The sequence below is a fragment of the Paenibacillus arenosi genome, from assembly GCF_014841135.1.
Classification (GTDB): Bacteria; Bacillota; Bacilli; order Paenibacillales; family Paenibacillaceae; genus Paenibacillus_B; species Paenibacillus_B arenosi.
Map to the genome: position 1 here is coordinate 1 of NZ_JACYTN010000043.1, position 14,573 is coordinate 14,573.

Genomic DNA, 14,573 nt, shown 5'->3' on the forward strand with positions numbered 1-14,573 from the left:
TTATATGATTATGTAAACTGGTTTAATAAACATCGTGTTCATGGCACACTAGGCTACATGACGCCAGTTCAGTACAAAGCAGAGGCCCTTAAAAAAGTTGTCTGATTCACTGTTGACAGTCCAGGTACATTTAAATAAAAAATGGTATCCTTGTTCCGTTCCTGATCAATATCTTCCTTGATTTCAGTAACTTTCTTTTTAGTAAAATCAATAATCCCTAAATTACTTAAAACAAAAATAATGTTCTCATTAAAATCTTTCATATCATCACAGTCTGAGAGTGGCAATTTTGAACCTGGGGGGGTATTAGCATTTACAGTTTCAATAGTAGTCTGATTTTTTTTAGAAATTTCATACAACTCTCTTTCGAGATATCTTACATGAGATTTTGTTAAATTAGCGTCCTTGCTTATAAATATTACAAAGTCACTCCACCAATCTTTATTTTTAAAGTGATCAGAAATCCTCTTATTTACTTCATCCGCCTCACCTATATATATTTTCTTTTGAAAAGAGTCTTCTAGTTCTGAAATCAACACATAAATGCCCGGTGCCGACAATTCTTCAAATCCTTGCAGTGTCTGAACATGTTTTCTTTGCCCAATATAAGCTTTCCCGGTCCAATTGCTTAGTTCTGCTGTTTTAAGATTTTTATAGTTTTCACCCATTATGTAAAGTTTGATCGATTTCCCTCTCATGAAGTAGCCTCCATTATGAATTGTGCGTCACTTTTAGATCTATCATTCACTTTCATTTATTCTCATTTTAATAACTTGTATCATCCTCAATCCATCGCTTAGATGCAGTGTTCCATTAAAATAATATTCCTTAGGCAGCATGCATCTTATAATACTCCATAGATTTATTACTCCAAATAAGAGTGGCAAGAAATACATTTGCTCATTTCCCATACCAAAAGCGACCCACACCATACAACTGACAAGGAATTGGAGGATCACTCCTCCAAGTACAAATGCAAGCAGTCGCAACTTAATAAAATTGTTATCTCTTAATTTTACAGAAGTGATTCCGCCTGCTCCAATATCCGAACAAAACGGTGTACCGAAAAAATTGAAATTTATAACTTGTCGATTAACGTTCTCGCCGATTATAACTTCTTCTACATCAAAACCAGCAAGCTTGGCCACAAGGAAATGCCCAAACTCATGTATACAGGCGCTTATGTACTTAAGTATAGCAATTGCTGCAAAAATAGTAGTCATCGCACTTATGACAGGGTGAAAAATAGAACCTACAATTAAAATAGCTAAAGCTACAATTAAAAAAAATTTGTTCGTCGCAAACTTCTACCTACCTTCAATCCACGATGTTCCGACTCATAACCATTTGTAAATTACTATCATCATACCATTATTAATATGGAAATAACCATCACTAACCCCATGTATATCCACATTTAATTTTTCAATTCTAATTTTTATGTCAAATAAAAGAAAACGATTACACAAACACTATAATCAGAAATATTGAACAAATGTTCTTTATGAAATTCCAATATAGTGTATTGGAATTTTATCATATGACACTATATCACTATGCAATATGACAGCAGCTTGTCTATTCTAAGCAAGCAAACATCTATTTCATATTGATTGGAGTTCTGAACATGAATATTAAAAACACGACTATATTGAGCTTGAGCATGGTGCTAGCAGGGTCAATTCTACTACCTCATGGCGTGACGTCTACTGCATATGCAGCTACAAGCTCTAGTGCGGCAACGTTCGAATCCGTACAATCCATTAAGGATGTCTCCATAAAAAACTGCAATCAAATGTATGGGCTTACACAACTATTGGAGTAGTGGACGGAAATCGAATCCCTGCAAATGGATTAATACTTGAAACATCGGATGAATTAGTTCTTATTGATACGCCTTGGAATGATGAGCTTACCGAACAATTATTTAAGTTATTAAAAAAGCAGTTTCCTAAAAAGAAGGTTACACATGCGATAGTGACACACGCCCATAGCGATCGTGTTGGTGGGATTAAAACTTTAATAAATAGAGGAATTAAAGTGCACAGCACAGCGTTGACTGCTGAATTAGCAGAGCAACAAGGATTTGATAGACCACTTGGCGATTTGAGAAACCAATCAAAGATGCGCATAAATGGTTTGGATATTGAAATTTATTACCCGGGAAAAGGTCACACGGAAGATAATATCGTGGTTTGGCTGCCAAAGTATAAAATGTTGTTTGGTGGCTGCCTGATCAAATCATTAGACACGAAAGAGATCGTAAATACACCTGGATCATATGTTTCAAATTGGCCAGGTGCGATCGAAAAAGTGAGAAAAAAATACAAAAATATAAAAGTGGTTGTACCTGGCCATGGCGAATCAGGAAACGATCGTTTACTAACTCATACCATTGATTTATTAAAAGAAAAGTAAGCACACAGCGAAACAGCTGCCACAATAATTCCCGCTACTTGGATAAGCTACATACAGAAGTGTAGCTATCATATATACAATTCAAAAAACCGCTTCCTGCGATTATGTAGGGAACGGTTTTTATTCATGTCAGATCCATTGGACACTCCACTATCACAACTCATAAGGTAGTCAGTTTAAACAAGGAAAATAATTACAGTAATGTGAGCCGCACTATTTAAGTAAATCGATCCTGAATGATTTTATTTATTTTCAACTCTACATCTATCATTCTTCTCGCTTTTACCATAAAGCTATTTGTATCACTCGAATAGTGAAGCAGAGCAAGTACACCCCTTACAATCCACAACTGAACATTTTTCATTACATAATGCCAACTGAAATCGATATTGTAGGTTATGTACACTTCATAAAATGTAGCTAAATATTCACCAATCAACTCTTCCTCTTCGTCAACATGAATCATAGATGTTAGAAACGCGGCAATATCCAGGTGCTGATCACCTTTTCTAACCTCACCAAAATCAATTATATATACCTTATCTGCCTTACTCAGTAGATTCCATTTACCCAAATCTCCATGGATAAATGTCTTATTCATATTCTGATGCACCACTAGTTCGTCCATTACATCCTCAAACCTGTCTGTGCTAAACATGGAAGCAACATCGTTCTGGATATGCTTCAATTTGCCCCTTGTATTCGATCTAAGAGTCTCCAAATTAAATCTATCTTCTTGATCAATTAAGCCTTCGTTATCCTTAAGTTTACTGTGTAATATGCCTAATGCTCTTCCCATTTGTCGATACGTATCTATACTATTTGTAATAGGGCTGGGATGAATATAAGCTTGTAAATTGTAATACTGTGCTTCATGACAGCTGTATCCTAAGTCAGATTTGTTTGTCATCATCCTCGGACAGATATGATCATTTTCTAACATCGTGGCTATTATGTATTCATTGATGCCTTGTTCCCTATTCTTCAATTTCCGAAGTACCCATTCACCCTGATCCGATACAATGTGATATGCATTTGAAATACTTCCTTTATTAATTGATCGATAGCTTTCTATTTGCCCAATAGCATAATTCGAGAGTATTCCTTCTATACTATTTTGCATAAAGTGTTCCTCCAATGGTGTATCTTCCAGTCAAATTAAAACGGCCTCAGTACCATAAAACTCAGGACTAAGGCCGCTTAACTCATTTATATGTTATATAAACTTCCGTGTTACACAACGGGTTGCGGTTCGCTATTAAGCTCAAGTGCACGCGCTGTTAGAGTATGAATTTCCTTAATAAGTTCAGGGTTTTGCACAAGTGACACGCCATAGGACGGAATCATCTCTTTTATTTTAGGCTCCCACTCTGTCATATGCTGCGGGAAGCATCTTTGCATAACTTCCAGCATAACTTGAACAGCCGTAGAAGCACCAGGAGAAGCACCAAGCAAAGCAGCGATCGAACCATCTGCAGCAGTTATAACTTCCGTTCCAAATTGAAGCGTACCTTTACCGCCTTCAGTAGTATCCTTAATTACCTGTACACGTTGACCCGCTACTACCAAATCCCAATCTTCGCTCTTAGCATCTGGTACAAACCCACGCAAATCTGCCATGCGCTGTTCCTTCGATAACATGACTTGTTGGATCAAATACTTCGTCAATGGAACATTTTTAGCTCCTGCCGCTAGCATCGTTACGAGATTATGCGGTTTAACGGAAGTTACTAGATCAAAGATAGAACCTGTTTTTAAGAACTTAGGCGAAAAGCCTGCAAACGGTCCAAAGAGCAACGTCTTCTTATTGTCAATATATCTAGTATCCAAATGCGGCACAGACATTGGCGGTGCACCAACAGGTGCTTTACCATATACTTTTGCATGATGCTGCTCAATCACTTCTGGGTTGTTACATGCCATAAATAGTCCGCTTACCGGGAAGCCGCCGATAGCTTTACCTTCAGGAATACCGGATTTTTGCAGCAAATGCAAGCTTCCGCCCCCGCCCCCGATAAATACAAACTTAGCAATATGACGTTCCACCTTACCTGTGTCGACATTTCGCACTTTTAATTCCCACAAGCCATCACTCGTACGTTTTATATCATCAACGCTTTGCTTATATTCAACATTAACGTTCTTGGTCTCTAAATAATCAAGCAAGAGTCGCGTTAAAGCACCAAAGTTGACATCCGTTCCGGAATCAATCTTCGTTGCTGCAATAGGCTCATTCGATGTACGGCCTTTCATAATAAGCGGAATCCATTTTTCCAGTGTTGCTGGATCGTCAGAATACTCCATTCCTTGGAACAAAGGATTGTTTGACAGCGCTTCAAAACGATTTTTCAAAAACGCTACATTTTTATCCCCTTGTACCATACTCATATGAGGCAACGGCATAATGAAGTCCTGAGGATTGCGTATCAAACTACTGCTTACAAGATATGACCAAAATTGCATCGATACTTGGAACTGCTCGTTAATTTTAACAGCCTTGCTAATGTCTACGGTTCCATCTGGTTTCTCGGAAGTGTAGTTAAGCTCACATAGTGCAGCATGCCCTGTACCTGCATTGTTCCACTCGTTAGAGCTTTCCTCACCTGCGCTAGCAAGCTTCTCAAATACTTTCATTTCCCACTCTGGTGCCAATTCTTTAAGCAATGTCCCCAACGTTGCACTCATAATGCCAGCACCAATTAAAATAACGTCTGTTTTCGTTTGTATGTTACTCATTTTTTACCGTCCTTACACGCTAATATTTGTAGTTACTGTTGTAGGTTCTCTAGCTGCATGGTCTCTCACTATGATTTATAGTTTAAAATAATTACGTTTATAGGCTATGAAAAATCCGGTAAATTGCAGTGATAACATTCTGTTACCGTTAGGTAGTGAGAATTCGTCTACAAACCCTAGGCATACACAAAAACCAAGGCCTGAACCCCATTTTGCACGGGTAGTGGCTTTGGCCGGCAGTTTTCTTAGAAAAGCCGCCATTCAAGTTCCTTAGTTGCGCTTGTTATTCTTAATTTTGGACATGAAAAATGATTCTCGAAAATATGGTACCACCAGTCTTGATTAGCGAGCATCCCCAATATGCTACTCATCAACGACTTAAAAAAAGCAATCTTAACACCAAAAATCAACCTGAACTCATCTGCTCAGGGAAAATGGAATGTCTAGACCCCCTTTTTAAACTATTGATGGACCCTCCTCAATTTACTAAGAAATCAGAGATTTTGTCATTCATTGAAGATTACTATTATCATATCATATCTATATCCAATTGTTAGTATTGATTTTCACATTATCGTAAACAATTCTTCGAAATTCGTCATTTTTGACACATTTCTGCATACATAACGAGATAATAAGCATATACATGATTTATTCATACTTACTGAAGTAATATGCATACTTATTCAGACTTATGTATTCCTTCCATTTTTAAGCACAAAAAAACGCCCTATCAGGCGTCAAAGGGATAACCAGCATCTATAATTTCACGAATCTGCTTCATATGCCTTTGCTCATGTATGTACAGTGACTTAACCCATTCCAATAGTGACAACTCCTGAAAAGCCGGGTGTATAAAATATCTTCTACTCAGAACCGACGGATCTTCTAAAGACTGTAATAATTCGTACAGTTTGTGACGCGAGTTAGTAAGTCGCTCCAAGATTTCATGGTATCCTAAATACTCCTCTGTCGGTTTCACCATATCAGGTGCTTCAAACTTTTTACTTCTATCCAGCATAACTTCTATCGGTTTACTTTCGATAAATGAGTCCTCATTGCTCTTTAGCCCTTTCCTTATAGCCACAACATATAATTCTTCTACCGTATATAAGTGCTGACCTATTTGACTAATACTCCAACTGTTCAAGTTTTTCCTTTTATGTAACTGCTCTTCATTTAATCCACTGAGCATTTCTACTAATTCGTCTCTTGTTTCATCTAAATGCTGCATAATAGACTGTAGTTCCATGAACATCTCCCCTTCCTAACATGTAAGTATCTTCCGTTACTACGCGCGTGCAGATCCTTGATTAGTAGGGCCTATTATGTATATGCCGATCATACAAGTACGATTCACGATATCAATCTGAACTACTCCGTACTATGTATGAAAAACCTCTTTAACAAATGGTGTAATTTCAAGGTCATGCAAATCATCTAAACAGATCCATTCAGCTCCAAGCGAATCATGTTGATCACCTTCTGTCTTTAACCGAAAATGTTCATTCAATAATGTAACATCGTAGATAATACCTATATGATGCAATTCTTCTAGCTGATTCTCCTTGAAAGGGTACGTAATGGTATATGAAGTTGCAATCTTGATTGTCCCCTCCAATTCGCTTATACCTGTTTCCTCTAAAAACTCCCTCTTTAAAGCCTCATAGGGTTGTTCACCAAACTCCATTCTTCCCCCTGGCAAATCCCACTTGCCTTTATGAGGTCCTCTAGATTTCCTTATTAGCAGTACTTTATTGTCCTTTATAAGAATTCCATATACACCGAGATGGGTATACCTCTCCATATTTCCACCTACTTGTTCTAGTTCATCTATAACTACTTTTCAAACTCACTTATTTCTCCATCTTGGTATCCCACTACTACTCGTCTTGTCATTTTCACGAACAATCCGTTATCAACCACACCTGTTATCAAATTAAGCTGGTTATGCAAATCCTGTGGAGCTTCAATATTGCCAAAATGACAGTCAACAATGTAGTTACCATTGTCCGTGACATAAGTCTCGTTATCGACTTGTCTTAACCTTGGTACACAGCCTAGATCGCTAAGCTTCTTTATCGTCGCTTCATGCCCAAATGGAATGATCTCAACAGGTAAAGGAAACGTACCTAACCGCTTTACTAACTTACTTTCATCCACAATAACAATGAGTTGTTTACTAGCTGCAGCCACGATCTTCTCTCGTAACAGCGCTCCTCCTCCACCCTTTATCAGATTAAGCTCCTGATCTACTTCATCCGCACCATCAATCGTGATATCAATCTCATTCATTTCAGAAAAGGAGACCAACGGTATTCCAAGATTCCGTGCAAGTTCTTCCGACTGAACAGATGTAGCAATCGCTTTAATTCGTAGTCCTTCCTTCACTTTCGAGCCCAGTTTCTGAATGGCCCAATAGGCAGTTGAGCCAGTACCCAAGCCAACGTTCATCCCATTTTGTATGTAATCTACTGCACGTTCAGCAGCTATTCGTTTTGTATCCATACGTACACCTACTTCTATTTATTTATTCGTTACACCAAAAGGCACATGAACAGACGGGAATATTCTCGCTACTCCCTCAATATGGCTAACTTGATCGTCAAAGAAGATATGTGGTTTAAATATGCTAAGCACCCTCTTCTTCTCAATCCCCCCTAGGAAAAATGCCTCATCCACTCGAATATCCAGCTTCCTGAGCGTTGTAATAACTCTCTCGTGCGCAGGAGCATTTCTCGCTGTCGCAATTGCAATTCTGATTCTCGGTTTATAGTTTGGGTCACTTTGATTTTTTGCAATTTCTTTCTTTTGCAGATTCGCGATCTCAGTGAAAAATCGCAACAACGGACCAGCAGGCAACGGTTCACCCGCTAAATCTCTTTCATGGGAATGAAAGTTCTCCAAGGCGCCGCCCTGAAAAATAGATTCAGCAGAGTCATCCGCAATAATACCATCAAAATCAAATGCCAATCGCAGTTCCGTATCCTCTTCATCATCAACATAATTCGAAGGATAAATACAACCTGCAGGATATCCACGTTCTACCGCCTGTTTAACATCTTCTGGGTTACCTGATAAGAATAAACTCGCATTAAATGCGCCCATATATTCAAACGGATTGCTGCCTGCAACAAAAACAGCTCTACTAATAGACAATTCATAATGTTCGATTGATTTAAATACTCTAAGCCCCGTATCAGGATCGTTACGGGATAATAAAACTACCTCTACAAGCTGCTCCTGGGGAGTATTAATACTCAGTAACCTTTTAATTAGAGGGAAAGCAACACCCATTGCAAACACTTCATTTTCATGCTCTCTTTGATATTGTCGGTAAGCATCCTCCCCTTTTTCCTGAAACACTTGATCTGATTCCGAAAGATCAAATAAGGCACTGGAAGCTACAGAAATAACAAACTTGCTTTCTATCTCGTACGGCATGTATCTCTATCCTTTCCTTGCGCACAATTGCTTGTAGTGTTAAAACCATGAAGATAATAAAGCGTTAAAAGATTTTCACCATCTCACTGATGAAATACGCGGCAGGAACGAGCAGCAGTTGTGCTAAGATTGTTCCTACAAATCTAGAAGCCATGAGCATGACATAGATTCTCCCGATCTGCTCTTTGTACTTCTCATCCTGACATGCTTTATCTGTAAGTAGTCCAATTTGAGGATCGATAAAGATAGTGAGCAGTATAGTTGCAATCCCGTTAATTAGACCGGATGCTTGCGATGCCGAAGTACTCAACTCAGGTACCAAGTGAGCCGCATATAAAGATGCTAATACACCTACAGAATAAATGCCTGTAACGAGTATATTCAACATAATGAATCGCTTCGGTATTCCTAGATAACGAAAGTTAGAAATGCGAAAGGACGGCTTTCTCACATAGTGCTTTGCATTCTTTAACTGTCCAATGGTCACACTTGAAATCATCTTCGGAAGAGAACCAGCAAGCTGCAGCTTCAAGATTACCCTTTCCCAAATACGAGCAAACGTGGGGGATAACAATATCGCAAACAAAGTTCCTATGGATGCGGCAAAAAGGATCATTCTAAGATATTCTAAGACGTCAAAAGTAGGTTCAATCTTGGCGTAGTCGATGAATTTGGCTGTCATCGGAGCTTGAATCAGATTGGCTGTTCTTGAAACTAACAATATAATTCCCGTTAAAGATAGTGCGACTGCCAGTTTATTAACCCTAATTCCTGCTAAGCGCAGTGAATAAGATAAGGTTTCAAACATGTGTATAATCATCGTTAATATACATACAACAAATAGACTTTGTAACATTTTCATATCTCCATGTAAAAAGAATCTAGTATTAGGATTTTTATAGCATGTAGGTGCTGCAATGATAAACGAATAACCCTACCATAGATACCCATAGATACCTCTTATCTTCGGCAGGATCGTCTGTTGTCTGTATTGCCATTTACTATATTGTACATGTAAATAACAGGCGATGTAAGTCTAGTTTCGAGTCTGAGCTACTAATAGTACGCAGCTACTACTTCCCACTGTTAGCTTCCCATATGATTCTATTTATGAAATCCGTCTTTAAATCCGCATAAGCTAACTTATTTGTCGAGTGTTCCATCGTCAACTTTTGTTTAAGTTCTTGATATTCGTTCCTTGCCTCTTCATTTTGTCTTAAATAATCTCTCAATGTCAGCTGCTTATCCAAATACTCGCTACCGGTCTGATATGATGTGTTCTGGGCTCTCCTTTATTAAAATAATGCCGATCAGGTAGAACATCGCTTCCTCTGTATATGTATCCAAGCCTCTCCAACCCAGATACACAATGAATTCCGTCATCAAATGATTTTATTTCTATCGCAATATCTATAATCGGCTTGGCACTTAAGCCTTTTACAGCTGTACTTCCTATGTGATGAATTGCCACGATGGCGCCATTCAATTCGCACCTAATTTTGCTCACTTCTTCATTACATTCAACTTCCCACTGTTCCGTCCAAGGAACGAGGTAAACTTGGCCTTTAGGTAACCCGAGCATTGATTTCATCCTCTTTCACATGTACCTTTTCTTCATGGAACCATCTCCGCAGCTGATTAATCTGAGCTTGATGATAGCGACTGTGGTCTGCCATATGCCATATACCCCAGCGTATCGTTGCCTGTTTCTCATTTTCATGTCCAAAGGTAACGACCTTAGATAGATCATCATCTGTTAATTGCGCACATGCATCTTTCAACATTTCCATAACACCCTCATATTGAGAAATAAGCGTGTTCCAGGATACCCTATCAATCATTGGAATTCTATTGTTCTCATCTATCATAGGGCCGTATTGCTCTATTAAATTCTGTGGAAGCGGTTCTCCTTTTATTCTGTACACCCAGTTGAGATCAACGTACATAAGATGTCTAATTAACTGAGCCGTACTATTAAACTGGTTAGTAGGTCCTTTGTAGTCTATTTCTTCTTGAGACATATCACCCGTGATTAGTTGAAGTCGTTGAACATTTTCATTAACAGCGGAATATAACATTCCGACGATAAGTGACATATTTGCTTCGCCTTTTAATTCTTTAAGCATACTAGTCCCCTCCTCGTTCCAACTCTTCCGAAGCGTTTCACTATTTCAATTGAAATTGAAGCTCTGTTTTATAACCGACTCTTTCAAATCCACATTTTTCATACATTTCTTTAGCCGTGTCTGAATGATCTGTAACTAAATAGGCATGCTGCACATTTTGCTCGTATGCACTTTGCAGCAAATATCGAATAACCGTACTTCCATAACCTTTTCTTTGATGCTCTTCTAAAATGTCGAAATCTTCAATTTTAGCTATTTTCCCCAGTAACATAAGTTCACAATTCCCAACTGGTATGTCTGCAACATAACAAACGTATAAATCTAACGGATTATTCGTTACCTGATAAACTTTCGATTTACGCTCAATTCTTCTTGTGGCAAATTCCAATCCCATAGATTGTTGACACGCCAATATATCTACCTTTTTACCATCTGCAATAACTTCATCCGTAACAGCTTTTTTGATAACACAGGAACTGTTAACATTTATATTTCTAAATTGATCCGTTTTAATGTACATATAATCATAAATTGCAACTTCAGGTTTAATGGGCAACCTCTCCAGTAACTCGTTATCCACATCAAAGTTCATTTCTATTCGTAAAAAATCCTTGTTTTGTTCTTTGCGCAATGTAAGCTCATTTGTAATGATTTCTGCTAAATTAGCACTTTTCTTTTTTATTAACGTACAATTATACGAATACATATCAGGAATTTCATCATCCCAAAATCTAATAAAGTGTTCTTCCTCATGGCTTTGTGAAAATAACTTGGTATATGCTATTTCAGCATTTATCAGTTCTGTATTCATGATGTAAGATATCCCCCTGATAAAAATGTTATCGATCAATACGGATCATCATTCCGGCAGTAAATTTCTTGAATCCTAGCGACTCATAGTAAGGTATCAAACTGTCACTGCACATAAGCTGAGGAATCACTCGATGTTCCACACAATGTTGAGTTAACCTTTTTACGATTTCTTTACCGATTCCCATTGACTGATAGCCTGGCAGAGCACAAATTCCACATAGCACACCAGTGATTACACCATCTGAAATGACACGCCCCATCCCAACTACCTGTTGATTATCATAAGCATATACGGAGTACCAGCTCCCGCTGCACATTTGTTGTAATTCATCTTTAGAGAGATGAAGGGTATTCCATCCTAGCTCTTCATAAAGGTCAACTAAGTCTTGAAAATTTCCTGGGGGCTCGATCGAATAATGTATATCCTTTCCCAAGTTATCACCTGCCAAATTCCTTAGAATGAGTGCTGTAAATTTCAATCAATGCATCTCTTCATTTAGTAGAACCATATGTATATGGTCTTCCCATGCCCCGTTTATTTTCAAATACTTTCGAGCTAATCCTTCATGCACAAATCCGAGTTTTTCAACTACTCTCATAGACGCCTTATTTCTAGGCATAATGTTGGCCTCAATTCGATGTAATTGTAATTGTTGAAAAGCCACATCAATAACTGCTCGCAAAGCTTCCGTCATGATTCCTTTCCCTTGCTCCCGCTCATCTATTCGGTATCCTACATGACAGGATTGAAAAGCTCCTCTTACGATATTACTGAGTGCTATCGATCCAATAATCGTATCTTCTTTATAGATCCAAACTTTAAACAGACTGCCTTCTTGAATTTTTCTATATTCTTCGCGAAGCAATGATTCGTGATAAGCTATGCTGTAATAATCAGCATCTCGTTCGATTTCCCAAGGTTGCAGAAAGGCTTTATTTCTAATTACAAAGTCCAATACTTCTTTGGAATACGTCTCGTCGATTACATTTAGCAATACACCATTCGTAATCCATATAGGCTTCATCAACAACCTCCTTAACAATCGTTTTGACTACACATATATAGCAACTTGTACGTTCAGCATACATTTTCATGTAAAAAACGCCCCAGCCTTAGATAGTTCTTATCTTTGGACTGGGGCGCTTGCCGACAGATATTATTCCATTATTATACACCTATGTACGAAGAGCTGATAGCCCTACAACGATAAGCAAGAATATAAAGCCAGAGGATATCCGTGCTTCTCTACGATTCTTCCTCGTTCCTATACTCTAAAATATCTCCAGGCTGGCACTCCAATGCTTTGCAAATTGCCTCTAACGTAGAGAAGCGAATTGCTTTTGCCTTTCCATTTTTCAAAATAGACAGATTAGCCATCGTAATGCCAACCTTTTCCGTAAGTTCGGTTACGCTCATTTTCCTTTTAGCCAGCATGACATCAATATTGATTATTATGGCCATGTTCATTTCACCTCAGACTGTCAAATCATTTTCTGATTTTATATCAATGGCATCTTGTAATAGCTTTTGAAGAACCGCAGCAAATACTGCGATAACGGTTGAAGCAAATATAATAACCAGCCCTATTAAGATGACACCTGGAGCGTCATCCACTTCCGCAAAGAGATATAGGAGTGGCAAACCAGCCACAAACAAGATACTAATTGTAATCGCACAGCATTTTATTTTCTTTAAAGCGAGTACAGATCGATCTGAGAAAGCAATATTCTTATCAATATAGCCTAACAGCTTTAATGCTTGATATAATGCTACGAAAAACGCTGCTGCGGTTGCATATACACCTATTAAAGCAGGATATTGCGAATAAGCCAACTCCGGATAATGGGCTGCTGCTTTCATCGCTACGATAGGGAAGAAAATACATAAAGCAACAATCGGCGCTCCCATCAGAAAAACAGCCACCTTTAAAAAAAGCGTTGAACCTCGTTTCATAAAAACACCTCACTTCATAATCATCTATTTAAATGTAATACATTTTTTATCGTTTTTCAATAAATTTTTATCTCTAATAAAGATATTATTATCGTTGACGCATATTTATTCTAGATAAAACAAAAAGCATCCCCCATTATAGAGAAATGCTTGCTGCCCGGAACTTATAAATCATGCATCACCTCTGGCTACACTTCCATATACATAGACGCTATGTAAGATTAGATATGTTCTCCTTCTATCGTATTTTCATTACAGCCACTAGCATTTAAAAATGAAACATAATCAAACTCGTCTAAATATCGTTCTCTACTGATTATACTTTTAAGAGCCAATAATTTACCAGAAAAATACGTTTCATCATAAAAAGACATTGGAAATGATGACTTACTGCTGGACTCAACACCGTTAGTAAGAATTATTTTATTTTTGTACTTAATGTTATCGAATTGTTCTAAATCTTCTTTAGAATAATGGAGCCCACCATCCATAATGATAAAAATATTAGTAAAATCTATGCGCTTCGTGCGCTCCTCCCATTTTTCTTTTGCTTCCTCAAAGGATGAAAAATGCATAAAGTACAGCCTTACTTCTCCATATTCATTCCGTAATACACCAATGGGAAAGTTTTCCTCCGTATCCATGTCTTCAAACAACTCAGTTTTTGAGTATTCTTCTAAATAAGTTACATATGTAATAAATTCATCATGTTCAAAATATAAATTAATGGTAGGTGAGTTAAAAGGTAATCCTAAATCATAATAGATAATACCTCCTACACAGTTATTAGAAATAATAGTTGGAGTTTTATTGGTTAGTCTTCTACGTTTTCTAATACATGCTATACTATGAACAAAATGAATACATTTATCACGTACATCACGTATTAATCTATTGAATTTTAGCGTTATCATCTAACAAACCTCCTCTAATCATAATCAAGAAATTCACTCCTCGAATAGATCGAGTAGGAGGGGGCGCCTAGCCCCCGTCCTCTCACACCACCGTACATGCGGGTCCGCATACGGCGGTTCCAAAAGGTTAACAAAGTTCTACATAACGAGTAAGTAAACTTCTCAGCC

The 14,573-nt window shown here is 37.8% G+C and carries 19 protein-coding genes and 1 pseudogene; 3 read left to right on the top strand and 17 right to left on the bottom strand.

Translation table 11 applies throughout. The features are described from left to right. On the top strand, positions 1-105 hold a 105-nt coding region (locus IFO66_RS24445; RefSeq protein WP_192023678.1), incomplete at its 5' end, for an IS3 family transposase. Here the strand turns inward: IFO66_RS24445 and IFO66_RS23250 are convergent. Further along, complete coding sequence (locus tag IFO66_RS23250) at positions 69-698, bottom strand: GIY-YIG nuclease family protein (protein WP_192027400.1); 630 nt, start codon at positions 696-698, stop codon at positions 69-71. The genes IFO66_RS24445 and IFO66_RS23250 overlap by 37 nt on opposite strands. 42 nt (positions 699-740) lie before the next feature. Then, on the bottom strand, positions 741-1,223 hold the full coding sequence (locus IFO66_RS23255) for a site-2 protease family protein (protein WP_192027401.1): 483 nt from the start codon (positions 1,221-1,223) through the stop codon (positions 741-743). A gap of 404 nt (positions 1,224-1,627) precedes the next feature. Here IFO66_RS23255 and IFO66_RS24480 point away from each other — a divergent pair, with 404 nt between their 5' ends. Together IFO66_RS24480 and bla are read left to right on the top strand one after the other, a co-directional pair. After that, on the top strand, positions 1,628-1,825 hold the full coding sequence (locus IFO66_RS24480; protein WP_192027402.1) for a hypothetical protein: 198 nt from the start codon (positions 1,628-1,630) through the stop codon (positions 1,823-1,825). Beyond that, positions 1,825-2,418, top strand: coding sequence for a subclass B1 metallo-beta-lactamase (bla, locus tag IFO66_RS23265; protein WP_475596256.1), 594 nt, complete (start codon positions 1,825-1,827; stop codon positions 2,416-2,418). Before IFO66_RS24480 ends, bla begins: the two co-directional genes overlap by 1 nt. 217 nt (positions 2,419-2,635) lie before the next feature. Here bla and IFO66_RS23270 read toward each other — a convergent pair whose 3' ends face one another. The 15 genes and pseudogenes from IFO66_RS23270 to IFO66_RS23340 form a co-directional block, all read right to left on the bottom strand. Next, entirely contained in the window at positions 2,636-3,541 is a 906-nt protein-coding gene (locus IFO66_RS23270; RefSeq protein WP_192027403.1) for a phosphotransferase, read from the bottom strand. Between the two features lie 110 nt (positions 3,542-3,651). Continuing rightward, entirely contained in the window at positions 3,652-5,154 is a 1,503-nt protein-coding gene (locus IFO66_RS23275) for a malate:quinone oxidoreductase (protein WP_192027404.1), read from the bottom strand. Between the two features lie 733 nt (positions 5,155-5,887). After that, positions 5,888-6,406, bottom strand: coding sequence for a DinB family protein (locus IFO66_RS23280; protein ID WP_192027405.1), 519 nt, complete (start codon positions 6,404-6,406; stop codon positions 5,888-5,890). A 132-nt stretch (positions 6,407-6,538) separates the two neighbouring features. Then, positions 6,539-6,961 (bottom strand): NUDIX hydrolase, encoded by a 423-nt coding sequence (locus tag IFO66_RS23285; protein ID WP_192027406.1) that lies wholly within the window; start codon positions 6,959-6,961, stop codon positions 6,539-6,541. A 32-nt stretch (positions 6,962-6,993) separates the two neighbouring features. Further along, the gene (gene rpiA, locus IFO66_RS23290; protein ID WP_192027407.1) at positions 6,994-7,662 is read right to left on the bottom strand and encodes a ribose-5-phosphate isomerase RpiA; all 669 of its coding nucleotides are present in this window, start codon (positions 7,660-7,662) and stop codon (positions 6,994-6,996) included. Positions 7,663-7,680: 18 nt separating this feature from the next. Then, the gene (locus IFO66_RS23295) at positions 7,681-8,598 is read right to left on the bottom strand and encodes a 5'-nucleotidase (protein WP_192027408.1); all 918 of its coding nucleotides are present in this window, start codon (positions 8,596-8,598) and stop codon (positions 7,681-7,683) included. A 64-nt stretch (positions 8,599-8,662) separates the two neighbouring features. Continuing rightward, a complete protein-coding gene (locus IFO66_RS23300; protein ID WP_192027409.1) occupies positions 8,663-9,454 on the bottom strand; it encodes a lipid II flippase Amj family protein in 792 nt (263 codons plus the stop codon). A gap of 217 nt (positions 9,455-9,671) precedes the next feature. After that, positions 9,672-10,180, bottom strand: a pseudogene (locus IFO66_RS23305) (GrpB family protein). Then, positions 10,164-10,724: a DinB family protein gene (locus IFO66_RS23310; RefSeq protein WP_192027410.1), complete on the bottom strand. Its 561-nt coding sequence runs from the start codon at positions 10,722-10,724 to the stop codon at positions 10,164-10,166. Before IFO66_RS23310 ends, IFO66_RS23305 begins: the two are co-directional and overlap by 17 nt. A gap of 40 nt (positions 10,725-10,764) precedes the next feature. Continuing rightward, on the bottom strand, positions 10,765-11,535 hold the full coding sequence (locus IFO66_RS23315) for a GNAT family N-acetyltransferase (RefSeq protein ID WP_192027411.1): 771 nt from the start codon (positions 11,533-11,535) through the stop codon (positions 10,765-10,767). A 28-nt stretch (positions 11,536-11,563) separates the two neighbouring features. Further along, positions 11,564-11,971 (bottom strand): GNAT family N-acetyltransferase, encoded by a 408-nt coding sequence (locus IFO66_RS23320; RefSeq protein ID WP_192027412.1) that lies wholly within the window; start codon positions 11,969-11,971, stop codon positions 11,564-11,566. A 45-nt stretch (positions 11,972-12,016) separates the two neighbouring features. Further along, positions 12,017-12,562 carry a GNAT family N-acetyltransferase gene (locus IFO66_RS23325; RefSeq protein WP_192027413.1) on the bottom strand — a complete coding sequence of 182 codons (546 nt, stop codon included), beginning with the start codon at positions 12,560-12,562 and terminating at the stop codon, positions 12,017-12,019. Between the two features lie 221 nt (positions 12,563-12,783). Further along, positions 12,784-12,999, bottom strand: a complete 216-nt coding sequence (locus IFO66_RS23330; RefSeq protein ID WP_028596226.1) for a helix-turn-helix domain-containing protein — start codon at positions 12,997-12,999, stop codon at positions 12,784-12,786. A gap of 12 nt (positions 13,000-13,011) precedes the next feature. Next, positions 13,012-13,491 carry a DUF2975 domain-containing protein gene (locus IFO66_RS23335; protein WP_192027414.1) on the bottom strand — a complete coding sequence of 160 codons (480 nt, stop codon included), beginning with the start codon at positions 13,489-13,491 and terminating at the stop codon, positions 13,012-13,014. A gap of 221 nt (positions 13,492-13,712) precedes the next feature. After that, entirely contained in the window at positions 13,713-14,405 is a 693-nt protein-coding gene (locus IFO66_RS23340; protein ID WP_192027415.1) for a DUF1919 domain-containing protein, read from the bottom strand. Between the last annotated feature and the right edge of the window lie 168 nt (positions 14,406-14,573).